This window comes from Streptomyces eurythermus, assembly GCF_014649115.1.
Classification (GTDB): domain Bacteria; phylum Actinomycetota; class Actinomycetes; order Streptomycetales; family Streptomycetaceae; genus Streptomyces; species Streptomyces eurythermus.
This window is the reverse complement of record NZ_BMSK01000017.1, coordinates 1-21,231: the sequence shown is the minus strand read 5'-3', so window position 1 is coordinate 21,231 and position 21,231 is coordinate 1. Positions and strand designations below refer to the sequence as shown.

20 protein-coding genes and 2 pseudogenes are annotated in these 21,231 nt (G+C 72.0%); 12 read left to right on the top strand and 10 right to left on the bottom strand.

Going from position 1 to position 21,231, the window contains the following annotated elements; translation table 11 throughout:
- Positions 1 to 69 precede the first annotated feature (69 nt).
- Entirely contained in the window at positions 70 to 4,335 is a 4,266-nt protein-coding gene (locus tag IE251_RS29170) for an FtsK/SpoIIIE domain-containing protein (RefSeq protein WP_200692460.1), read from the top strand.
- Between the two features lie 10 nt (positions 4,336 to 4,345).
- On the opposite strand, the gene IE251_RS29165 is transcribed toward IE251_RS29170, so the two are convergent.
- The 4 genes from IE251_RS29165 to IE251_RS29150 form a co-directional block, all read right to left on the bottom strand.
- Positions 4,346 to 5,227: an alpha/beta fold hydrolase gene (locus IE251_RS29165; RefSeq protein ID WP_189755990.1), complete on the bottom strand. Its 882-nt coding sequence runs from the start codon at positions 5,225 to 5,227 to the stop codon at positions 4,346 to 4,348.
- Positions 5,228 to 5,366: 139 nt separating this feature from the next.
- The gene (locus IE251_RS29160; RefSeq protein WP_189755989.1) at positions 5,367 to 5,945 is read right to left on the bottom strand and encodes a TetR/AcrR family transcriptional regulator; all 579 of its coding nucleotides are present in this window, start codon (positions 5,943 to 5,945) and stop codon (positions 5,367 to 5,369) included.
- A 121-nt stretch (positions 5,946 to 6,066) separates the two neighbouring features.
- Positions 6,067 to 6,816 (bottom strand): SDR family oxidoreductase, encoded by a 750-nt coding sequence (locus IE251_RS29155; protein WP_189755988.1) that lies wholly within the window; start codon positions 6,814 to 6,816, stop codon positions 6,067 to 6,069.
- 15 nt (positions 6,817 to 6,831) lie between these two features.
- A complete protein-coding gene (locus tag IE251_RS29150) occupies positions 6,832 to 7,569 on the bottom strand; it encodes an SDR family NAD(P)-dependent oxidoreductase (RefSeq protein WP_189755987.1) in 738 nt (245 codons plus the stop codon).
- A gap of 184 nt (positions 7,570 to 7,753) precedes the next feature.
- Here IE251_RS29150 and IE251_RS29145 point away from each other — a divergent pair, with 184 nt between their 5' ends.
- Complete coding sequence (locus IE251_RS29145; protein ID WP_189755986.1) at positions 7,754 to 8,353, top strand: TetR/AcrR family transcriptional regulator; 600 nt, start codon at positions 7,754 to 7,756, stop codon at positions 8,351 to 8,353.
- Between the two features lie 136 nt (positions 8,354 to 8,489).
- Positions 8,490 to 9,380: a GNAT family N-acetyltransferase gene (locus IE251_RS29140; protein WP_350966620.1), complete on the top strand. Its 891-nt coding sequence runs from the start codon at positions 8,490 to 8,492 to the stop codon at positions 9,378 to 9,380.
- Positions 9,381 to 10,196: 816 nt separating this feature from the next.
- Here IE251_RS29140 and IE251_RS29135 read toward each other — a convergent pair.
- Positions 10,197 to 10,577, bottom strand: coding sequence for an STAS domain-containing protein (locus IE251_RS29135; RefSeq protein WP_229897003.1), 381 nt, complete (start codon positions 10,575 to 10,577; stop codon positions 10,197 to 10,199).
- A gap of 112 nt (positions 10,578 to 10,689) precedes the next feature.
- Here IE251_RS29135 and IE251_RS29130 point away from each other — a divergent pair, with 112 nt between their 5' ends.
- From IE251_RS29130 to IE251_RS41300, 3 genes and pseudogenes are all read left to right on the top strand, one after another.
- Complete coding sequence (locus IE251_RS29130) at positions 10,690 to 11,055, top strand: helix-turn-helix transcriptional regulator (protein ID WP_189755983.1); 366 nt, start codon at positions 10,690 to 10,692, stop codon at positions 11,053 to 11,055.
- A gap of 82 nt (positions 11,056 to 11,137) precedes the next feature.
- Positions 11,138 to 11,262, top strand: a pseudogene (locus IE251_RS41930) (alpha/beta fold hydrolase); the annotation flags it as partial.
- Positions 11,263 to 11,397: 135 nt separating this feature from the next.
- A pseudogene (locus tag IE251_RS41300) lies at positions 11,398 to 11,797 on the top strand (PP2C family protein-serine/threonine phosphatase); the annotation flags it as partial.
- Between the two features lie 127 nt (positions 11,798 to 11,924).
- On the opposite strand, the gene IE251_RS29120 reads toward IE251_RS41300, so the two are convergent.
- Positions 11,925 to 12,356: an ATP-binding protein gene (locus IE251_RS29120; RefSeq protein WP_189755982.1), complete on the bottom strand. Its 432-nt coding sequence runs from the start codon at positions 12,354 to 12,356 to the stop codon at positions 11,925 to 11,927.
- A 208-nt stretch (positions 12,357 to 12,564) separates the two neighbouring features.
- Here IE251_RS29120 and IE251_RS29115 point away from each other — a divergent pair, with 208 nt between their 5' ends.
- Entirely contained in the window at positions 12,565 to 13,041 is a 477-nt protein-coding gene (locus IE251_RS29115) for an ATP-binding protein (protein ID WP_189755981.1), read from the top strand.
- A 196-nt stretch (positions 13,042 to 13,237) separates the two neighbouring features.
- On the opposite strand, the gene IE251_RS29110 is transcribed toward IE251_RS29115, so the two are convergent.
- Positions 13,238 to 13,957: a TetR/AcrR family transcriptional regulator C-terminal domain-containing protein gene (locus IE251_RS29110; protein WP_229896991.1), complete on the bottom strand. Its 720-nt coding sequence runs from the start codon at positions 13,955 to 13,957 to the stop codon at positions 13,238 to 13,240.
- A gap of 101 nt (positions 13,958 to 14,058) precedes the next feature.
- Between IE251_RS29110 and IE251_RS29105 the strand changes: the two genes are divergently transcribed.
- Complete coding sequence (locus IE251_RS29105; protein ID WP_189755979.1) at positions 14,059 to 15,729, top strand: CocE/NonD family hydrolase; 1,671 nt, start codon at positions 14,059 to 14,061, stop codon at positions 15,727 to 15,729.
- A gap of 125 nt (positions 15,730 to 15,854) precedes the next feature.
- Here IE251_RS29105 and IE251_RS29100 read toward each other — a convergent pair whose 3' ends face one another.
- Positions 15,855 to 16,196: an ArsR/SmtB family transcription factor gene (locus tag IE251_RS29100; RefSeq protein ID WP_189755978.1), complete on the bottom strand. Its 342-nt coding sequence runs from the start codon at positions 16,194 to 16,196 to the stop codon at positions 15,855 to 15,857.
- Between the two features lie 181 nt (positions 16,197 to 16,377).
- On the opposite strand from IE251_RS29100, the gene IE251_RS29095 reads away from it, so the two are divergent.
- Both IE251_RS29095 and IE251_RS29090 read left to right on the top strand, forming a co-directional pair.
- A complete protein-coding gene (locus IE251_RS29095) occupies positions 16,378 to 17,745 on the top strand; it encodes a DHA2 family efflux MFS transporter permease subunit (protein WP_229897002.1) in 1,368 nt (455 codons plus the stop codon).
- Between the two features lie 101 nt (positions 17,746 to 17,846).
- Entirely contained in the window at positions 17,847 to 18,470 is a 624-nt protein-coding gene (locus IE251_RS29090; RefSeq protein ID WP_189755977.1) for a flavin reductase family protein, read from the top strand.
- A gap of 19 nt (positions 18,471 to 18,489) precedes the next feature.
- On the opposite strand, the gene IE251_RS29085 is transcribed toward IE251_RS29090, so the two are convergent.
- A complete protein-coding gene (locus IE251_RS29085; protein WP_189755976.1) occupies positions 18,490 to 18,930 on the bottom strand; it encodes a nucleoside deaminase in 441 nt (146 codons plus the stop codon).
- The gene (locus IE251_RS29080) at positions 18,927 to 19,739 is read right to left on the bottom strand and encodes an LLM class flavin-dependent oxidoreductase (RefSeq protein WP_189755975.1); all 813 of its coding nucleotides are present in this window, start codon (positions 19,737 to 19,739) and stop codon (positions 18,927 to 18,929) included. Before IE251_RS29080 ends, IE251_RS29085 begins: the two co-directional genes overlap by 4 nt.
- Positions 19,740 to 19,832: 93 nt before the next feature.
- Here IE251_RS29080 and IE251_RS29075 point away from each other — a divergent pair, with 93 nt between their 5' ends.
- Positions 19,833 to 20,282 carry an Lrp/AsnC family transcriptional regulator gene (locus IE251_RS29075; protein ID WP_189755974.1) on the top strand — a complete coding sequence of 150 codons (450 nt, stop codon included), beginning with the start codon at positions 19,833 to 19,835 and terminating at the stop codon, positions 20,280 to 20,282.
- Positions 20,283 to 20,535: 253 nt separating this feature from the next.
- On the top strand, positions 20,536 to 21,231 hold a 696-nt coding region (locus IE251_RS29070), incomplete at its 3' end, for a non-reducing end alpha-L-arabinofuranosidase family hydrolase (RefSeq protein WP_189755973.1).

The following is a 21,231-nucleotide window of genomic DNA, read 5'->3' as shown; positions in this document are numbered from 1 at the left end:
CCGCGCACCACTCATGTAACGCGCACGCCCACGACGCCCCCCGGCTGGAGCGGAAGCATGATTCTCCGATTGACCGTTCAGGACGCCGACGCGGCCACGCGGCAGGACGTGGAGGTGGTGGCCGGGCCGGACAGCAGTGTGGCCTCGCTGCTCGCGGCGTTACCGGTGGCCGTCGGCGGCAGGCGGTGCTTCGTCGGGTCGGTCCGGCTGCGTCCCGGAGCCACCCTGGCCGACAGTCCGCTGATGCCGGGAGCGGTGATCAGCGTGGGCGCGCCGGGGCCGGCGTTCCGCGCCGCCTCGGGCGACGGCGTCGGTGTGCTGCGGGTGACGGCCGGGCCGGACACCGGAGTGACCGTGGCGCTGGGGCCGGGGAGCCACACGCTGGCGAGGAACTCCGCGGCGGCCGTGTGCCTGCGGGATCCGGATGTCTCGCGCCGTGAACACGCCCGGCTGGAGGTCTCACCGGACGGTGCGGTCGTCGTCGTGGACCAGGGTTCGACCAACGGGACGTTCGTCGACGGCCGCAGGATCGACGGCCGGTCGGTACTCGCCCCGGAGCAGACCCTTCAGGTGGGCTCCGACGAACTGCGCTGGACGCCTCTCGCGGCCGGAGCCCGGCGCACCACGCGCGGCGCGGACGGCCGCCTGGACTTCGACCCGGCGTTCACCCCGGCACCGGCGCTGCCCCGCACGGACGTGACGCTGCCGGTGCGGCAGGCCGAGACGGGGAACTCGACCGCCTCGACCATGGCGATGGTGGCGGCGGCCGGCACCTTCGTCCTCGGCCTGGTGACGCACCGGCAGATCCTCTTCCTTTTCGCGTTCCTGAGCCTCATCGGGTCGTGGATCATGGACAGGAGCCAGGAGAAACAGCGCAAGAGCCGCGAGGCCGAACGCGCCGCGGCCAGACAGGCCGCCCAGGAGAAGATCGACGCGCACGTCGCGGAGGAGCGCCGCGTCCGCGTGCTCCTCTCGCCCGGGCCGGCCAAGATCGCGGACATGGCCATGGGCGCCCGGCCGGGCCTGTGGTCGCGCCGGGCGGACTCGCCGCACGGACTCCTGCTGCGCGTGGGCACGGCCGACCGGGCGGCGGACAACCTCCAGCTGCGGGGGGAACCGTGGGAGGGCTTCGACCAACCGGTGCTGCGCAACGCGCCGATCACGGTGGACCTGCGGGACACCGGTGTACTCGGGCTGGTCGGCGCCCGCCGGGAGGTGGAGGCCGTGGCGGGCTGGCTGGTGACGCAGCTGGCCACCCTGCGCGGACCGAACGATCTGCGCCTCGTGGTGATCGCGGCGGACGGGCACGACGGGCTGGCGTGGACACGGTGGCTGCCACACGTGGACGCCGGGCCGGCGGCGGACATCGCGTGCGCCATCGGCAACACGCACACGACGCGCGCCGCCCGGGTGAAGGAACTGCGACAGCTCGTCGTCGCCCGTCGCGAACAGCGCGGCGACTCGCGAGCCCGGTTCGACGACGAGGTGGTGGTCGTCCTGGACGGCGCGCTGGCGCTGCGGGAACTGCCCGGCATGGACGAGGTGCTGCGGGACGGTCCGTCGGTCGGTGTCTTCGTGATCTGCGTCGACCAGTACGGGATGAACGAGTGCCGGGGACTGTGCGAGGTGACCGGGGGAACGCTCCGGCTCACCAGCAGGCCCGAGGAAGCCACCGTCACGGTCACCACGCCCCACACGCTCGACGCGGCCGCCGCCGAGCCGCTCGCCCGGGCGCTCGCGCCGATGAGGGACCGGCTGAGCAGCGGCTCGGCGGGCAACGCGATGCCCGGCCACGTCCGCTTCCTCGATCTGCTGGGCATCGGGACACCGACGGCCGACGACGTCCTCACCCTGTGGGGGCGCGGGGAGGGACCGCGCACACGGGTGGTCCTCGGCTCGGACGCCGGCGGCCAGGTGACGGTGGACCTGGCCGATCAGGGCCCGCACACCATGCTCGGCGGGGCCACCGGAGCGGGCAAGAGCATCCTGCTGCAGACCCTCGTCACCTCGCTGCTGCTCGCCAACCGGCCCGACGAACTCAACCTCGTCCTGGTGGACTTCAAGGGCGGCAGCGCCTTCCTGCCCTTCCAGCACTGCCCCCACGTGGTCTCCCTCATCCGGTCCACCGGCGAGAGTCCGGCAGACGTCTTCGACTCCGCCGCGGCGGCCCGCGTCCTGGCCTCCGTACGCGCCGAGGTCAGCCGCCGCGAGTCCCTGCTGGCACGGTACGACGGGGAGATCGACACGTACTGGAGGAGGCGCCGCACCAACCCCTCCCTGCCGCCGCTGCCGCGCCTGGTGATGGTCTTCGACGAGTTCGCCCGCGTCCTGGAGACCTCACCCGACTTCCTGAAGGAACTGGTCAACGTCGCCGCCAAGGGACGTTCCCTCGGCATGCACCTCGTGCTGGCCACCCAGTCCCTGCAGGGCAAGCTGTCGCCCGAGCTGAAGAACAACATCTCGCTGCGCATCAGCCTGCGGCAGAACGAGCCCGCCGACAGCACCGAGGTCCTCGGCGTGCCCGACGCCGCGTCGATCCCCGGCTCGCTGCGCGGACGCGGCCTGATCCTGTGCACGACCGCCGAGACACGCGTCCCGCAGGCCTTCCAGTCCGGGTACCTGGGCTCCCCGCCGCCGTCCGGGGCGGCCCGGCCCGTCACCGTACGCACCCTGAGGTGGCACCAGGCCGGGGCGCCCCGGCCTGCCGAGCACCTGACCCACGGCGATGCCCCCACCGACCAGCTGCTGGCCGTCGCCGCCATCGAGGAGGCGGCCCGGCGGGAAGGACTGGCCGCGCCGTTCCGTCCCCTGCTGCCCCCGCTGCCCGCGGACCTCACGACGGAGGAACTCGCCGGCCGTCAGTCCGCGCCGCCGCCCCCGACAGCCGTACCGTTCGGCCTGGTGGACGAGCCGGCGGAGCAGGCGCAGCCCGCGTTGTTCCTCGATCTGGCCGGCACGGACCGGCTCATGGTCGCCGGTGGTCCCCAGTCCGGCCGGACCACCTTCGCCCGCACTCTCGTCACCGGCCTTGCCACCCGGTTCCGCCCCGACCAGGCTCATCTCTACATCATCGAGCGGCACCCGGCGGGACTGGCCGACTACGCCGGACTGCCGCACTGCGGCGGCGTGTTCTCGCCCGCCGAGCCCGACCGCGTCAGACGCCTGATCACCTGGCTCGACGAGGAGGTCCAACGACGCTCCGACAGCCTCCGCCGGCAGACGGAGCGACAGCCGTACATCGTGGTCGTCATCGACGGCTGGGAGCACTTCGAGGACCACGGCGACCCCACCTTCACCGAGACCTCACTGCCGACCACGCTCCGCGGCATCGTCGCCGCCGGAGCACCCCTCGGTGTGCACGTCGTCCCGCTCGGCGGCCACGACATGCTCAGCCACAAACTCCCCACCTACTACACCCGCCGCCTGCTGCTTCCCTTCCCCAAGGAGGAGACCCGGCGGACGCACCTGTCCTCCCGGAAGACCAGCCCGCCCGTCCTGCCAGGCCGGGCGATCGACGCCGCCACCGGGCACCACGTGCAGATCTGCCGGTCCGGTCCCCTCCCCGCCGACCTGCCGTCCCGGTTCACCGGCATCGACCCCGCCCGCCTGCCGCGTCCCTTCCCCTCCTTGCCCGCCCGGATCACGCTCGACGAACTGCGCCTGCCCGAGTCCCCGCCCTCGCCGACCTGGATCCCCCTCGGCATCGGAGGCACCGGCCACAGCACGGTCGGCATCGACCTCATCGAAGGCGCCCACCTGCTGCTGTTCTCCGGCCCACCCGGCTCCGGCCGCACCACCGCCACCGCCGCGCTCGCCCACTCCCTGCGCCGAGCGGGCATCGGCGTCCTCGCCCTCGCCTCACCCCGGTCTCCGCTGCCCGCCCTGCTCCCCGACGACCCCGGAGTGCGTGTCCTCACGGGCATCTCGCACAAGGACACCGACCTCCGCGAGGCCGCCGAGGCGTTCGGTGACGGCCCCTACGCCTTGATCGTCGACGACGCGGACCAGGTCGCGGTGCTGCCCACCCAGCAGGGCTTCACCGACGCGCCCACCCTGCTCGACGACATCGCCCGGCCCTCAGCACGCGGACGCCACGCGCTCGTCCTCAGCGCCGACGCGACACCGGTCCTCACCGGTTTCCCCAGCCCTCTGGCCCGCCTGATCAACACCGTCGTGGCAACGGGACACCGACTCCTGCTCACACCGGCCGGACGCCCCGCCGCCGTGGCGCACGGCATCACGCTGGAGCCGGACCAGTACTTCACCGCACCACCCGGCCGGGGATATCTCACCTCCGGCCGGACACCGGTCCTGCTCCACCTGGCCACACCATGAAAGACGTCGGCTACCGGTGCGCGGTGAGGAACGGCAGGATGACGTCGGCCATCTCGTCGGGTACTTCCTCCGCGAGGTCGTGGCCCGCGTCGAAGACGTGTCCGGTGACGTGGTGGGCCACGTGCCGTGCCTGGGACTCGTTGCGCTCGCCGATGAAGGCGGAGCCGCCGAGGGCCAGGACCGGGATGTCCAGCTTCCGCCGTGCGGCCTGCCGGTTCTGTTCGGCGTCGGTGAGCATCGCCCGGTAGACGGCGAGCATCGCGCGGATGCCGCCGGGCATGGAGTAGCAGCGCACGTACTCCTCGATCGCGTCGGGGGTGGCGGTGTCGGGGTGGCTGCGCTCGTTCTTGATCATGTAGGTGATCAGTTCACGTTCGTGTCCGGCGATCAGCATCTCGGGGACGTCGGGCTGGAAGTAGAAGCCCAGGTGCCACAGGTGCATGCCGCTGGAGACGTTCCCGGGGGTGAGGGCGGTGTGGTCCTCGAAGCCGAAGCCGGGGAGCAGGGCCTCGGCGAAGACCAGGGCGGTGGTGTGGTCGCGGTGCCGGGCGGCGAGCTGGTAGCCGATCACCGCACCCCAGTCCTCGCCGATCACGGCGTAGGTCTCGTGTCCGAGGCGGGCCATCAGCTCGGCGATGTCGTCGCTCATCGTCGCGGAGTCGTAGCCGTCCGCGGGGCGGGCGGAGTCGCCGAGACCGCGCAGGTCGGGTACGACGACGGTGTGGTGGGGCGTCAGCTTCGGGACGAGGTGGCGCCAGTGGTAGCCGGTCTTGGGCACGCCGTGCAGCAGTACCACGGCGGGGCCGGTTCCGGCGGTCCGGTAGTGCAGGCTCGTTCCGTTGACGGCGGCACGGCCGGTGCGCAGGGGTGTTGCGGCGTGGTCGTACATCATGACGTGCTGCTTTCTGTCTCGGATGGATCGGTGGGTGCGGTAGGTGCGGCGCCGTCGGCAGGGCGGGACGGGTGTCCATTTTCTTGATCGGGTGTTACAGATTCGGGGTATGGGAAACCCCGCCGAGGGCGCCGGCCGCTCAGTCGAGCGTGGTCAGTGCCAGCTCCACGAGGGGTTCCAGGGCGGGCGCGTCCGGTGTGATCTTCGAGGAGACCAGTAGCCCGTTGAGGAAGGTGACCAGGAACGCGGCGACCGTGTGCGGGTCGTGCCGCGCAGCGATCTCGCCCCGCTCCATCGCGGCCCGCAGCACCTCGGTGAGCGCCTCCCGGGCCGCGTCCTGCATGTCGCGCACGGTGCGCCGGGTCGCCGCGTCCTGGGGCAGCCGCTCGCAGACGGCGTTGACGGCCAGGCAGCCCTGGCCGCCGTGCTCGACGGCGATGCGGATCCGCTCCGTCAGCAGCGTACGGATCGCCGCGCGGGCGTCCGCCTCCTGCTCCAGGCTGCGCAGGGCGGCCGCCGCGAGGGTGGTGCGGTAGTGCTCCAGCGCGGCCCGGTACAGGCCGTCCTTGTCGCCGAACGCCGCGTACAGGGATCCCTGTCCGATGCCCAGGTGCTGGGTGAGATCGCGTACCGAGGTCGCCTCGTAGCCGCGCGTCCAGAACAGTTCCATGGCGCGGCTCACCGCCGCTTCGGTGTCGAACTCCCGGGTCCTTGCCATGATCCCACCGTAACTTATCTGGATCGCTTGTTCAAGAAAGTGGGTCGTGGCCGCGCGGCGCGCGGTGGAACGGCCTCGCGGGCGCGCTCAGGGAGGACGCCCGGCCGGCTCCGGAGGACCGCTAGTACGCGAGCTGCCCGATGCCCCCGTCGACGCGCAGCACGGTCCCCGCGGTGTAGGCGGATTCGTCGGAGGCGAGATAGACCGCCGCCTTCGCCAACTCGGTGGCGGTTCCCAGGCGGTGGAGGGGTACGGTCTGCCGGAGTTCCTCGTAGAGGGCGGCCCGGCGCTCGGGGCCCAGGGGTGCGAAGGCGTTGGTGATCGTCGGGCCCGGGCTCAGTCCGTTGACGCGGATGCCCCGGTCCCTCAGTTCGTAGGTCAGGCCGCGGGTGTAGGAGAGCAGGCCCGCCTTGGCCGCGCCGTAGACCGTCGCGTTCTCGTGTCCGATGTACGCGGAGACCGAGCCGACGAGGATGACCGAGGATTGCTGCGAGAAGAGCGGCAGCAGGTCCCTGATCAGGAAGAACGGCGACTTGAGATTGGTCGTGACGAGTCTGTCGAACGCCTCCTCGGTCCATGCCTCGATCGGGAGATGGGTGATGTCGGCGGCGTTGCTCATCAGGATGTCGAGCTTCGGCCACTCCTCTTGGAGCCGTGCCGCGAGCGCCGCCTGGCCGGGTACGTCGCCGGCGTCACTCGCGATGGTCAGCAGCGGGCCGTCCAAGTGCCGTGCCGCCTCGTCCAGTCTTTCCCGCGACCGGCCGGTGATGGCGACGGTCGCTCCCTCGGCGAGGAATTCGCGGGCCGTGGCCAGGCCGATGCCGCTCGTTCCCCCTGTGATCAGTGCGTGCTTTCCCGCCAGACGATCCATGGTTCCGTCCCCTTCTCAGATCGCGGTGCGGCCACCGTCGGCGGCCACGATCGCGCCGGTCATGTAACTGGCCCGGTCACCGGCGAGGAAGGCGATCACGTGGGCCACCTCGGCCGGGTCGGAGGTGCGCTTGAGCGCGGTGGTCAGGCCCATGCCGCCCATGTCCGGGCCCATCGCCGCGACCACCTTCGAGGTGCGCATCGGGCCGGGGGCGACGGCGTTGACGCGCACGTTCCACTCGGCGAATTCCGCCGCCCAGGTGCGGGTCAGTGATTCGAGCGCCGCTTTGGTGGCGCCGTAGACGGCCATGCCCGGCATGCCGAGGCCGGCCGCGGTGGAGCTGACGTTGACGATGCTGCCGCCGCCGCGCGCGGCCATCTTCTCCGCGAGCAGGGCGGTGAGCAGGAACGGGGCACGCACATTGACCGCGAAGGCGGCGTCGTAGCCCGCCAGGTCCTGCCCGGTGGTCGGGGAGAACGTCATGGCGCTCGCGTTGTTGATCAGGATGTCGACGGCTCCGGCGTCCTCGGCCAGGTGCCGCGCGTCCGCCGCGTCGGACAGATCGGCGGCGACGAAACGCACCGTACCGGCGGCCGCGCCGAGGTCTGCCACGACCTGGGCGCCGCGCCGCGGATCGGTGCCGGTCAGGATCAGGTCGGCGCCGCCCTCGGCCAGCACTTTCGCCGTCGCGTGCCCGAGTCCGCCGAGCGCGCCGGATCCGGTGACGAGTGCCCTCTTGCCCGCGAATTCCATGGCCCCACCCTTCGTGCCGACCGGTGGCCGGCCGGCTTCTGTGCCCGTCCGGCCTGTCTGCCGTCCGGCTTCTGTGTCGGCCGACTGCTGCGCCGCCCGACTTTTGTGCGGCCGTTCAAGAAGTGCCGCAGGGGGAAGCTACGACTTCTTGAACGGCCAGTCAAGAAGTCGTAGTATCGACCGCATGGCACGAACCGGACGCCCCCGCGAGTTCGACAAGGAACGGACGCTGGAGCGCGCACTCGAACTGTTCTGGTCCCGGGGATACGGGGCGACATCGATCCAGGACCTGGTCGACGCGCTGGGCGTGGAGCGCGGCAGCCTCTACGGCACGTTCGGCGACAAGCGCCGCTTCTACCTCGAAGCCGTCAGGCTCTACTGGGAGGTGTACGAGCGGCACCTGACCGCCGCTCTCGACACCAGCCCGCTCCTGCCCGCCCTGCGCGAAATCCTGACCCACCCCGTGCGGCTGGACGAACTGATCTCCGACATGGGTGTGCCGCAGGGCTGCCTCGTCGGCAACACGACCGCCGAACTCGTCCCCCAGGACGGCGACGCAACGGAGGTCGTCACCCGCTCGTACCGCCGGTTCACCGACATCGTCGCCGGCGCACTCCGCCGCGCACAGGCCGCCGGAGAGGTCACGGACGCGTCCTCGCCCGAGGCCCAGGCGCAGCTCTTGCTCTACATCGTCCAGGGCCTTTCGCTCGTATCGCGGGCGGGGCTCGACAGGACGGCGGCCCTGGCGGCGATCGATACGGCACTGGACGGGCTACGGGCCTGACCGCGGCGCTCGGGGCAGTGCCTTTTCGCTCGCCCGGCGCCGGTCCTGACGGGTCGTGGGGACGGCCGGCAGCGGCTGCCGGCGCCCAGTCGGTACGTATGGAGAGGCAGGAGGCCGTCGAGGTGGTCGGTAGGCTGTGAAAAGGGAATCGGCGCAGGTGAGGCCGGCGCGCGAGGAAGATCTTCCGTCGGCGGAGCGTGCCTCCGCCGCACTCTTCTTCGAGGCCGACCGGCGCAGCAGAAGAGTGTGCGAACCGGAGATCCAGCCCCGTTCGGAAACCGCTTCGAAGCAGTGGATCGAGCGGATGAGGTATTACCTCCAGGTCGATCCGGCCGGATGCTGGGTCGCGGTCGGCGAGGACGGGGACGTCATCGGGTTCGCCATGTCGCAGAACCGGGGCGACGTCTGGTATCTGGCGACCTACGGGGTGCTGACCCGGTATCAGGGGCAGGGGGTCGGCAGACGGCTCATGGACGCCGCGCTGGCGCACGCCGACGGGCGGCCGGGACTGTTCTCGTCCACGGTGCATCCCGCGGCCACGCGCCGTTACCGGCTGGCCGGCTTCACGCTCCACCCGCAGATGCGCATGGTGGGCACCGTCGACCGCTCGACGCTGCCGGCGGTGAGCGGGCTCCGGGAGGGCCGGGCCGACGACTTCGAGTGGATGGACCGGCTCGACGAGCGGCTCCGCGGGGCGGGCCACGGCCCGGACCACGCCTGCATGCTCCGACGGTTGCGTCTCGTCGTGTCGGACGATCCCGGCCGGCCCGGTTACGTGTACATCGACGAGGAGCAGGGGAGGGGTGTCCTGCTGGCCGCGGCGGAGCCGCGGACCGCCCAGGATCTGCTCTGGGAAGCCCTGGCCGCCTCCCGCGGGGACACGCTGGTCAACTGCATCACCACCGCCAACCACTGGGCGGTGGACGTGGGGCTGGCCGCCCGGCTCGACATCGGGCAGGAGGGATATCTCGCGCTCCGGGGCATGGCGGAGCCGGCGCCCTATCTGGCCAGTGGGCACTTCCTCTGACGGCTCGAGCGTGCGCCATCCTGGGGGTGCCCGGCCGGGATCCGGTCGGACACCCCTTCGCTCTGCCGGTGCGGCAGCTCCATGTCGCCATTGGTGTCGCACGTGGCAATGGACGGCAACCTCGGCTGGGCCCTGGGCCCTGGGCCCTGGGCGCGACCGGCGAGCGAGCCTCGTATGGACGGCCGAGGTCTTGCCCGCCGCCGGAGCGGGCCGCGTGTCGCCCGGCCGGGGACGCCGCGCGGGCGGCCGGATGTGACGGCCCGCTCCGCCCCGGCACGTGGCGACGTCCCCCGGTCGCCGCGCGCCGCCCGGGTTCCGGGGGCGGGTGCGGTCGTCGTCCGGGCGGCCGATGTGCCACTCATCGCCGGACGTCTCCCGAGGACCTGCGTGCCTGGGCCGAACGCGAGGACGTCGGCTCCGTGGTCGTGAAACCGATCAGCTCCTCCCGATCGGACAACGTCCACATCTGCCCGGACGGCGAGGCGGTCGTCCGGGCCGCGCGCTCCTTCCTGTCGGCCGTGGACCTGTTCCAGCAGCCCGACACCGAGGCACTGCCCAGTCTTTCCTGCCCGGCCCCGAACAGGTGGTGGACGTCGTCTGCTGTGAGGACGAGCGCTACGTCTGCGGCGCGTCTGGGCGTACGGCAAGCGGGACACCGCCTCCGGTCGCCGCGTCCACGACCGGAACATCCTCCTCGACCCCTGCCAGGACCCCGGTCCCGAACTCGTCGAGGACGTCGGCACGGTGTTGGAGGCCACGGCCCCGGAACCAACCAGGCCCACCGTGACCACGCCGGCCTACGCCCGTCCCGACCGGTCAGGAACAGGCAGCGGCCTCTTCCACGGTCGCCCGCACCTTCAGGAACGTGTCGGCCCCCGTGATTTCCAGGAGCCTGCGGATCTGCCGCGCCGGCGCCGCCACACGAAAGTCGGTCTCGTGGTGGGTCAGGATCAGCAGGTTCAGCAGCGTCGAGTCCCCGAAGGTGATGCCGGAGGCGTCCAGGACGACCTTTTGGTGCGTCTTGGCCGCGGTGTCCAGGGCCTTCGCCAGAGGCGGGATCGTGTGCAGGTCGTAGGACCCGCACGCGCTGACGACCCAGGCGTCACGGCATGCGTACTGCACGACTGCGGCCTGATCGGGAATCCGGGTCGGTGTCCCGCCGACGCTGTCGGGGCGGTCCGGGACCGCTTCTTCCACAAACACCCTCGGCTCCTCCCGCGTCTCCCTCTACCGGGAACACGCTTCCGATAGCGCGAAAAGTATGTCATGCATTCGCTGTCAGGCAAACCAGGTCAGTAGAATGCCGCGCATGGTTGCAGTGCCTGGATCTCACACCGGTTGGACCTTCATCACCAACCACGCGCGAGTACTGGCGGCCATCGCCGACAACCCGAACATCCGGATCCGCGACATCGCCGCCCACTGCCGGCTCACCGAGCGTGCCGTCCAGCGGATCATCTCCGACCTCGAGCAGGACGGTTACCTCTCGCACACCCGCGAAGGACGTACCAACACCTACCGCGTCGAACCGGACAAGGTCCTGCGCCATCCCGCGGAGGCGGGCCTGACCGTGGCCGCACTGCTCTCCCTGCTCGTCCGGGACGAGACCGACCGCATAGGGGAACCCGGCAGCAGGCCCGCCTCCATGACCGCCGCCGGCGGCGCGAGCCAGTAGCGCGTCGTCAGGTTCCCGGACCCGAGGCCGGCCCGGGGCCGGGGAGGGGGACCACCGGACGCGTCCTGGCAGACTGGCGGCCCTGGACATCGTGCGCGGGAACAGCGTGACCGTCGCCGGAGTCCGCAAGGGCGGCCGGTCGTGCCGGCCCATGGGTTCGGCCGCGATCAGAACATGCGGCGGCTGACGGTCCCCGCCCTGGCCGAGGGCCAGTGCACCAGGCGATCCTCGGCTCGACGCCGGTCACGCCGGACGCGACCGGGCACTGCCCCCATCCCTCCGCGTCCGAGGCCATCGACCCGCCGATGCGGAAGGCGCCGTAGAAGTCGCCGCCGGCGAACGCTTCGGCTTCTCGGCAAGGTGCTCCACGGCCGCTGCGCGGGCAGCGGCCGGCCGCGTCACCGCACTGCCGTCTTCGGCACGCTGGAGCCCGGCCCCGCCACCGGGCGGGTCGCCGTCCACCTGGCCTCCGGCGGCCGTCCCCCGGTCTTCACCGTGCGGGCCGACGGCACCGCCGGTTTCCTGCCGGCCCCCGGTGGTCTCCTCGTCGGCATCCTGCCCTCCGCGCGCTTCACCGCCGCCACCACCGTGCTCGCTCCCGGCGACCTGCTCCTGGCTCTGCGCCGACGGCATCACCGAGGCCCGTACCGGCGAGGACCGCACCGCCCTGTACGGGGACGAGGCCCTGCCCGCCCGCGTCGCCGGCCATGCCGGTGAGTCCCCGTCCGCCGTGATCGAGGCCCACCACGCTCGGGCCGCCCAGGCGGTGCCGTGCGCGCCCGCCCTCCTGGGTGCCGGTTCCGCCGCCGGCGTGCGTACTCACCCCTCTTGCGCGCCCTCCGCCGCCGGCGTGCGTACTCACCCACTCCTCACCCCCCGTGTGCGCCGTCCGCCGACAGGGGCGGCTGGAAGCAGGCGGTGACGTCCTTGCCGCGGGGGCAGCGGCGGACCTGCCAGTCGTCGGCGAGGGCGTCGACCAGGAACAGCCCGCGTCCCCCGAGGGCTTGGTGATCCGTGTGGCGTTGCTCGGGCAGTCGCGGCGAGGCGTCGTGCACCGTCACGTGCAGACACCGTTCGTCCCAGGTGAGGATGAGCTGAGCGGCGCTGTGCGCGTGGACGTGGGCGTTGGTGACCAGCTCCGAGACGGCCAGCACGACCGAGTCGACCAGCGCCGGTGCCGTCCGCTCCCAGCCGAGCGCGGACACATGGGCACGCGTCCAGTCCCTGGCCTCCTTCACTCCCGCGCTGACCGGCAACGAGCGCGCCCACCCGACAGCCCTCATGGATGAGTCGTCCGTCATGGTTTCTCCTCCAGCCGCCGACGGTTTCCTGTCCCGTCTGCCCCGGTACGCGGCAACCCAACGTGAGCCGGCGGTGACGTCCTGCGCCGTCCAGCCGTCGTACGGGGCGCCGCCGTGTGGCGTGGCCGACAATCCGGTCGCCCTGGCTTGTCCGGCCCGATCGGGGGTATCCGTGGCCGGAGACTGACGTAGCGGAGGCGGTACGGGGATGGTACGGACCTTGGTGGGTGAGGGCGGCACGGCGGCCCACTCGGACGACGCTGTCCTGAGCGTCGCGGTGGCCCTGGACGGGCAGGGGCCGTCCATCGCGAGGGCCCGGCACGCGGCTGCCGGGTTCCTGGACCGGGTGCGCTCCGAGCACGGTGTCGCGGTCTCCCGGCGGGCTGTGGAGGTGACGCAGTTGGTGGTGAGCGAGCTGGTCACCAACGCGCAGAAGTACGCCGCCGGCCCGATCGTGATGGATCTGCGGATCGCGGGCGACCTGGTGGAGGTCCAGGTGTGGGACTCCGATCCCGTGCTGCCGGTGGCCCGTGCCGCCGACGTGGGCCGGGTGGGTCAGCACGGCCTGGAGATCGTCATGGCCCTCTGCCAGGGCTTCGAGGTCGCGCGGGAGCCGGTCGGCAAGCGCATCACCGCCCGCCTGGCCCTGACGGACGATCCGCAGGGCGGGCCGGGGAGCTGGTGAGGCCGTCGCGCGGGATCTCGGAGGCGCGCGGGTCCCTCGGAAGCGGTACATGACCTCATTGCCGTGGGCCGGTCCCTCGTAGGCGGCACCCGGCCTCGTTCCCTGGGCCGGTCCCTCGTAGGCGGCACCCGACCTCGTTTCCTGGGCCGGTCCGTCCTTGCCGGGGCCTGCGGGGCAAGGACGGACCGGCCCGCCGTCACTGAGTGATGTCGAGGCCGTCGATCAGGCGGCCCAGGAACCGGCTGAAGGTGGCTTCGGGGGTGAGGGGGAGCCCGGGGGCGGCGAGGGCCTCGGCGAGCTCCGGGTGGCGGCCGTCGGCGGCGACGGCGGCGAGATAGCGGGCCTCGGCCGCGGCCCTGTCCGGGGAGCGTGAGACCGCGGCCTGGGCGATCTCGTGCCCGACGTGCCCGGCCACGAACGCGGTGAGCTGGGCGAAGATCTCCAGCTTCGCCGCGCCGTCCAGCCCGGTGGGCCGCAGGACGGCGAGCGCGTGTTCCAGGAAGGCCAGCGTGTTGGGGCCCGGCACGCGCCGGGTGACCAGGGCGGCGGGCAGCCAGGGGTGACGCAGCATGTGGGCGCGCTGGAGGTGGGCGATGGCCTTCAGGTCGGCGCGCCAGTCGCCGGTGGGCGGGTCCGTGACCGTCAGTTCGCCGCTGACGTGGTCGACCATCAGCTCCAGCAGCGTCTCCTTGTCGGGGGCGTAGGTGTAGAGCGACATGACGCCGGCCCCGATCTCGGCCGCCACCCGCCGCATGGTGACCGCGTCGAGCCCTTCGGCGTCCGCGAGGGCGACGGCCGCCGCGGTGATCGCCGCACGGCTGAAGGAGGGCCTGCGCCCCTTGCGGGGCTCGGTGGGACGCAGCCAGAGCTGTTCGGGGTCGACGCCCGGGGCGCCGGACCCACCGGCATGGGGCACGGTCTCGCGTTCCTTTCCGCTGGTCGTCGAGGCGGGCTCGGGTGAGGACCATCCAAGCATCCTCTATTCTCGTACATCGTACGGAATTGAGGAGGGGAACGATGTCATCACCCACGCCCGACGCCGTGGCCGGATCGGTCTGGACGCCACCCGCCGGCCGACCGCCGCTGTCCGCAAGGATGATGAGGGCGACCTGGCGCGGCCTGCCCGCGAAACGGCACCAGGTCGGATGGGAGCCGGGGCTGGTGGTGCCCGCCGCCGACGGCAGCCCGCTGATCACCGACCACTACTTCCCGCGAGCCGAGGGCGACTTCCCCACCCTCCTGGTCCGCTCCCCGTACGGCCGGGGTCTGCCGTGGTCTCCCATGTACGGCCTGCTCTTCGCCGAACAGGGCTTTCACGTGGTCCTGCAGAGCTGCCGCGGCACCGGCGGCTCGGGCGGCACGTTCGACCTGTGGCGCAACGAGGCCGCCGACGGGCAGGCCACCGTGGCCTGGCTGCGCGAGCGCCCCTGGTTCAACGGCACCCTCGGGACCGTGGGCCCCAGTTACCTCGGCTACGTCCAGTGGGCCCTCGCCCTGGACCCGCCACCGGAACTCAAGGCCATGGTGGTGCAGGTGGGGCTGCACGACCCCTACGGCCTGTTCTACGCGGACGGCGCGCTGCGCCTGGAGAACGCCCTCGCCGTCGGCGCGGGCATGACCTACCAGCACCAGGGCATGGCACGGTTCCTGAAGGCGACCCTGCGCCTGCAACGCCGCCTGCGCGCCGTCACCACCGCGCGGCCCCTGCGCGGGGCGTACGTGTCCGCCCTCGGCGAAGTCCCCTGGCTGGACGACGTGATGACACACCCGGACGCCGATGACCCCTACTGGCACGGTGCCTCGACGGCCCGGTCGGCGGAGCGGCTCCGCGTGCCCACGGCCCTGATCACCGGATGGCACGACGCGCTGGCCGACCAGACCTTCGAGCAGTACGCCCGGCTGCGCCGGGCCGGATGCGAGACCGCTCTGCTCGTCGGCCCCTGGACCCACACCTCCGCCCTCCAGCAGGGTTGGCCCGAGGTGTTCGCGGAGAGTCTCGCGTGGCTGCGCGCCCACCTGTGCGCCGACCCGTCCGGCCTGCGTCCCACCACCGTGCGCGCGCATGTCGGCGGTGAGAACGCCTGGCGGGACCTCGACGACTGGCCGCCGGCCGCGACCGCCACCCCGTGGTACCCCGCCCCCGGCGGGCAGCTCGTCCGGCAGGCCCCGACCGGCTCGGCACCGCTGACGACGTTCCGCTACGACCCGGCCGACCCCACCCCGTCCCTCGGCGGCCCGCTGCTCTCCCGTACCGCCGGTCCCCGGGACAACAGCGGTCTGGAGGCCCGGGGCGACGTCCTGACGTTCACCGGTCCGCCGCTGACCGAGCCGGTGGACATCCTGGGCCCGGTCTCCGCGCGGCTGAGCGTCTCCACGGACACCGGGCACGCCGACGTCTTCACCCGCCTGTGCGACGTGGACGAGCGGGGCCGCTCCGTCAACGTCTGTGACGGACTGGGCCGCCTGCGGACGACCGGGGACGCGCCCTCGCGGATCACCGTGGCGATGAGCGCCACCGCCCACCGATTCCCCGCCGGACACCGCATCCGCTGGCAGATCAGCGCGGGCGCCCATCCGCGTTACGCCCGCAATCCCGGCACCGGCCGGTCACCGGTGGACGCCACCGAGTTCACACCGGTGCGCCTGACCCTTCACACGGACTCGGTGCTGACGCTTCCCCGCGCCTGAGGGCTCGTGTGACGTCTTCGGCCCCGGGCGGCGGTTGACGGACCGGGCGGCGGCTGACGGACGGGCGGCGGCTGGTGGACCGGGCAAGGGATGACGAGCCGGCCGCCATCCGGCCCGGCCCTTGGTCACCGGGACCCGTCGGCCGCCGGCGCGGGCGCGGGCGCGGCGTGGCGGAGGATCGGGTCGAGCAGGCCCGGGAAGCGCGCGCCGAGGTCGTCGGCGCGCACGCGGATCCGCCGGTGCCGGCCGTCGACGGTCATGCTGATCAGCCCCGCCTCGCGCAGGATCCGCCAGTGGTTGGACAGCGTCGACGCCGGAACGTCCAGCCCGTCGGCGAGCGCGGCACAGGTCGATTCGGGGCGGCCCTGCGCCCGCCGCACCAACTCCAGACGCACCGGATCACCGAGCGCGTGCAGGACGGGCGTGAGCGTCAGCGACTCGCGCGGAGGCTGGGGCAATGAACGCATGGTCCCATGATGCACTATTCGACAGTTCGGGATTGTCGAACTATCTTGTTCCGGTCCGCGTCAGAGGGAGGGAACGACGGTGACCCCGAACGAGAGCACGACCGCGGCGGCATCGCGCGGGGGCGCGAACACCCGGTCGAAACAAGGGGCGTTATTGGCGGTGGCGTGCCTGGGGCAGTTCATGGTGCTGCTCGACAGCACGATCGTCGGCGCCGCCCTGCCCGACATGCAGCGGCGACTACAGGTCCAGCTGAGCGGCCTCCAGTGGATCGTCGACGCCTACGTGCTGCTGGTCGCCATGCTGCTGCTGTCCGGAGGCGTCTTCGCCGACCGCTTCGGCCGCAAGCGGATGTTCCTGTCCGGAGTCGCGGTGTTCACCGCCGCGTCCGTCCTGTGCTCCGTCGCCTCCTCGCTCGGCTGGCTGATCGCCGGACGGGTGGCGCAGGGCATCGGGGCGGCGGCGCTGAGCCCCGCCTCGCTGGCCCTGATCGCCGCCGCGCACCCCGTGCCGCGCGAGCGCGTCAAGGCGATCGGGCTGTGGGCCGGGCTCAGCGGGATCGGCCTCGCCGCGGGACCCTTGGCCGGCGGCGTTCTGGTGGAGGCGTTCGGCTGGCCCGCGATCTTCCTGGTGAACGTGCCCATCGGCGCGGCCCTGCTGCTGGCCGGCCTCCGGGTCCTGGATGAATCCCGCAATCCGGACGCGCCGGCGATCGACGTGCCCGGGACGGTCCTGTCGGTGCTGGGAGTGGGGGCGCTGGCCTACGGGCTCATCGAGGGCGGGGCCCGGGGGTGGACCTCCCCGGCGATCCTGGGCGGCTTCGCCGCGGCGGCGCTGATCCTCACCGCCTTCGTCGCCGTCGAGGCCCGGGTCCCGGCGCCGATGCTGCCCCTGCGGCTGTTCCGGCAGCGACTGTTCACCGTGTCCAACACGGCCATGACCGTGGTGGGCTTCGCGCTCATGGGCTCGTCGTTCTTCTTCTCCCAGTTCTTCGTGACCGTCCAGGGCAGTTCGATCCTGCGCGCCGGTCTGCAGACCCTCCCGGCCACCCTCGCCATGGTGATCGTCAGCCCGTACGCGGGCCGGCTCGCCGCGCGGCACGGCTTCCGCGCCGTGGTCACCGCCGGCCTCGTACTGGCCGGACTGGGGCTGCTGGCGCTGGGCTTCGTACACGCGGACACCGGTTACGGGAACGTGTGGTGGCGGCTGGGGATCACCGGCGTCGGCTTCGCCCTGACCATGTCCCCCTTGACCGGCGCCGCCATCCAGGCGGTCAGCCCGCAGGAGGGCGGTCTCGCCTCGGGCGTCAGCAGCACCGCCCGGCAGATCGGCGCGCTGCTCGGCGTGGCCGTGCTCGGAGCCGTCGTCCGCACCAGGCAGTCCGCCGGCGCGTCCTTCGAAGCCGGCCTCGACACCGCCTTCACCGCGGCCGGCGCCGTCACCTTGGCCGGCGCCCTGCTGACCGGCCTGTGGCTGACGAAGCCCCCGACCACGCAAGCCCCCGCCCCGCCGACCCGCACCGGACCACCCACGGCCGGGCCACGGCCCTGATCCACCGCCCCGACGGATGCGAGGTCCGATTCCCGCCAGCGGGAGAAGCGCCCCGTCCGGCACCGTGGCCGACACGTCCCACCGTCCCCGCGAGGAACCCCATGCATCTGACCGTCGAACCGAGAGTGCTCTACTTCGGCACCCCCGTGGTCCTGCTGAGCACGTGTGACGAGGACGGCTCGGTGAATCTGGCGCCCATGTCCTCCGCCTGGTGGGTGGACCAGTCCTGCATGCTGGGCCTGGACGAGACCTCGCAGACCACGAAGAACCTGATCAGCACCCGTGAATGCGTCCTGAACCTCGCTTCGTCCGAACTCGCCGGCGCGGTCGACCGCCTGGCACTGCTCACCGGTTCGCGGGTCGTGCCCGGCCACAAACTGCGCAAGGGCTACCGGTACGAGCGCGACAAGTTCAAGGCGGCGGGACTGACCGGGACGGCTTCCGAGAAGGTGCGCCCGCCCCGGGTGGCACAGTGCCCGGTCCAGCTCGAGGCCGTCGTCGACCGCGTCCATCCGTTCGGCGAGGAGGGCTCCGGCCTCGTGGCCGTGGAGGCACGCGTGGTACGGGTCCACGTAGAGGAAAGCCTGCTGGTGCCGGGCAGCCGCCGCCACATCGACGCCGACCGCTGGGATCCCCTGATCATGAAGTTCTGCCGGTTCTACGGCAACAGCCGCACCATCCACCCGTCCCGGCTCGCCACGGCCTGGGGGATCCCCGGCGCCTGAGCACAGCCCCGCCTGGTGATCAACGGGTGGGCCGGTAATAGGCCGCCACGGGGTCGCGTGCCTCGTCGTGAAGGGCCGGACCGTCGTGCGGCACCGTCGGCCAGGCGCCCGACGGCGGGTTGAGCGCGACGAGTTGCTCGGTCGACAGCGCGTAGACGACCCGGCCGATGCCGGAGCGGAGGATGCCGCCCTCGCACATGCCGCAGGGCTGGCAGCTGGTGTACAGGGTGGTACGGGCAGCCATGTCCGGGTCGAGTTCGCGGGCCGCCCAGCGGGCCAGCTTCAGTTCCGGGTGGGCGGTGATGTCGTCGTCCCGCCGGACCGTATTGTGGGCTGCCGCGAGCACGGTGCCGTCCGGTCCGGCCAGAAGGGAACCGTACGGCGCGTCGCCCAGGGTGACCGCGCGGGCGGCGATGCCGATGGCACGCCGCAGAAGGGCCTCGTCGGCCGGGGTGATCATGATCGAGTGCTCCAGTGGGTGGCCACGAGGGTGAGGGCCCGCCATGCCGCGTCGGGCCGGCGGGTCTCTTCCGGGTCTCCGTGGTAGGGGTCGAGTACGACGGTGTCCGCGCCCAGCAGACGCAACTGGTCGAGGTCGTCGAGGATCTGCTCGAGGGTGCCGACGCCGGCGAGCCGGTCGGAGGCATCGACCGGTGCGCTGGTGACGCGCAAGGCGATGCGGGGCGCGAATCCCGGCAGCGCGTGCCGCCGCAGGACCGCGCGCATGTGGGGGAGGGTGAGCCGCAGCGGGTGCCAGGCGTCACCGAACCGCACGGCGCGCCGCAGGGCCGCCTCGCTGTGGCCGCCGACCCAGACGGGAACGTCGCCCTCCGGGCGCCCCGCGTCCCTGGCCTCCCGGAGGACGCCGAGACTTTCGTCCGTCAGCCGGCCGCGCGCGGTGAACGGCACGCCCAGCGCGGCGTATTCCTGCCGGGCCCAGCCGACGCCCACCCCGAGGACGAAGCGGCCGCCGCTCAGTCGGTGGAGGTTGGCGGCCGTGCGGGCCACCAACCGGGGGTGCCGGTACGGCAGGACGAGCACGGTCGTGCCCAGCCGCACCGTGGTGGTGAGTCCGGCCAGCCACGACAGGGTGGTGAACGGCTCGTAGAACGGCTCCGGGTACCGCTCGGCCACGTCCGGGGTGACCGCCACATGGTCCGACACCATGAGGGCGCCGAAGCCGAGGCCCTCCGCGAGCCCCGCCCATTCACGCAGGACGCCGGGGTCGGTTCCCGGGCCGAAGTTCGGTACGTTGACGCCGAGTTGCATGGTTCGACGCTATCCCGGTGATCACGGCGCACGGAACCGAAAGCTCCCTGCATAGCCGCTGCTTCTCCGTGATTTTGTTGGTACTTTCGCCGCATGGCCGGGAATCTTGATCACGTCGACTGGGCGATCATCGAACAGCTGCAACGGGAGGCCCGCATCTCCTTCAGCGAGCTGGGCCGCCGAGTGAACCTCAGCCCGTCGGCCACCACCGAACGCGTCCGCAATCTGGAGGCGTCGGGCGTCATCACGGGCTACCGCGCCGAGATCGACCTGGCCAAGGTCGGCTACCCCGTCCTCGCCGTCGTCCGCCTCAAATATCCGGGCAACCGCCACGAACCGCTGCGCGGCCTCCTCGCCGAACGCCGCGAGATCCTGGAGTGCGTGCGCACCACCGGCGACGACTGCTACACCCTGAAGGTGGCCGCGACCTCCATGGAACACCTGGAGACCCTCATGGACGAACTCGCCGGCTTCGGCAGTACCACCACCAGCGTCGTCTACAGCCACACCCTCCCTTACCGCGGCCCGACCGCCCCGAACTGACGACAACACCGGCCAGGCAGCGGGCCCAGGGCGGATCGGACTCGGCCCGCCCGTCCCTGCGGCTGACCTTGGACGCGGCGGTCCGGCGAAACATTCGGAAACGGCAGCGACTCGTGCGAGAAGTATTGACGTCGTTCACCGCTTCCCTAATTCTTCAAATGGCCGACATTGCGGCCGTTGTTCGACATTTCGAACACGCCGAATGTCATGCGCGCGCCAAGACGACCGCTTACTCAGAGCTGAGGAAGTCCCCATGCCCACAGCAAGTTTCAGCCGCAGGCATCCGTCCGCGGCGCTCGCCGCGGTGCTCGCGGCCCTGACCGCGCTGGCGGCGTTGCTCGTCGCCACCCCGGCGCAGGCGGCCAGCAGCGGCGCCCTGCGCGGTGTCGGTTCCAACCGGTGTCTCGACGTGGCGGGTGGTGTCCAGACCGACGGCACGGCCCTGCAGCTCTACGACTGCTGGGGCGGGACGAACCAGCAGTGGACGCTGACGGACGCCAAGCAGCTGACCGTGTACGGCAACAAGTGCTTGGACGTTCCGGGGCACGCCACCACCTCCGGTACCAAGGTGCAGATATGGACCTGCTCCAGCGGTGCGAACCAGCAGTGGCAGGTGAAGTCCGACGGCACGGTCGTCGGCACCGAGTCCGGGCTGTGCCTGGAGGCCGCGGGCGCCGGTACGGCCAACGGCACGGCGGTGCAGATCGGTACGTGCAACGGCGGCAGCAACCAGAAGTGGACCGGCCTCACCGGAACCCCGCCGACCGACGGCTCGTGTGCCCTTCCGTCGACGTACCGGTGGTCGTCCACGGGCGCCCTGGCGCAGCCGGCGAACGGGTGGGCCGCGCTGAAGGACTTCACCAATGTGACGTACAACGGCAAGCACCTGGTCTACGCGTCGAACGTGTCCGGGTCGTCGTACGGGTCGATGGCGTTCGCTCCCTTCACG

Bases quoted from the DNA above. Each gene is read 5' to 3' on its own strand.
- IE251_RS29165 (WP_189755990.1), bottom strand. From the start codon at position 5,227: ATGATGTACGACCACGCCGCAACACCCCTGCGCACCGGCCGTGCCGCC.
- IE251_RS29160 (WP_189755989.1), bottom strand. From the start codon at position 5,945: ATGGCAAGGACCCGGGAGTTCGACACCGAAGCGGCGGTGAGCCGCGCC.
- IE251_RS29155 (WP_189755988.1), bottom strand. From the start codon at position 6,816: ATGGATCGTCTGGCGGGAAAGCACGCACTGATCACAGGGGGAACGAGC.
- IE251_RS29150 (WP_189755987.1), bottom strand. From the start codon at position 7,569: ATGGAATTCGCGGGCAAGAGGGCACTCGTCACCGGATCCGGCGCGCTC.
- IE251_RS29145 (WP_189755986.1), top strand. From the start codon at position 7,754: ATGGCACGAACCGGACGCCCCCGCGAGTTCGACAAGGAACGGACGCTG.
- IE251_RS29130 (WP_189755983.1), top strand. From the start codon at position 10,690: ATGGTTGCAGTGCCTGGATCTCACACCGGTTGGACCTTCATCACCAAC.
- IE251_RS29120 (WP_189755982.1), bottom strand. From the start codon at position 12,356: ATGACGGACGACTCATCCATGAGGGCTGTCGGGTGGGCGCGCTCGTTG.
- IE251_RS29115 (WP_189755981.1), top strand. From the start codon at position 12,565: ATGGTACGGACCTTGGTGGGTGAGGGCGGCACGGCGGCCCACTCGGAC.
- IE251_RS29105 (WP_189755979.1), top strand. From the start codon at position 14,059: ATGTCATCACCCACGCCCGACGCCGTGGCCGGATCGGTCTGGACGCCA.
- IE251_RS29100 (WP_189755978.1), bottom strand. From the start codon at position 16,196: ATGCGTTCATTGCCCCAGCCTCCGCGCGAGTCGCTGACGCTCACGCCC.
- IE251_RS29095 (WP_229897002.1), top strand. From the start codon at position 16,378: ATGGTGCTGCTCGACAGCACGATCGTCGGCGCCGCCCTGCCCGACATG.
- IE251_RS29090 (WP_189755977.1), top strand. From the start codon at position 17,847: ATGCATCTGACCGTCGAACCGAGAGTGCTCTACTTCGGCACCCCCGTG.
- IE251_RS29085 (WP_189755976.1), bottom strand. From the start codon at position 18,930: ATGATCACCCCGGCCGACGAGGCCCTTCTGCGGCGTGCCATCGGCATC.
- IE251_RS29080 (WP_189755975.1), bottom strand. From the start codon at position 19,739: ATGCAACTCGGCGTCAACGTACCGAACTTCGGCCCGGGAACCGACCCC.
- IE251_RS29075 (WP_189755974.1), top strand. From the start codon at position 19,833: ATGGCCGGGAATCTTGATCACGTCGACTGGGCGATCATCGAACAGCTG.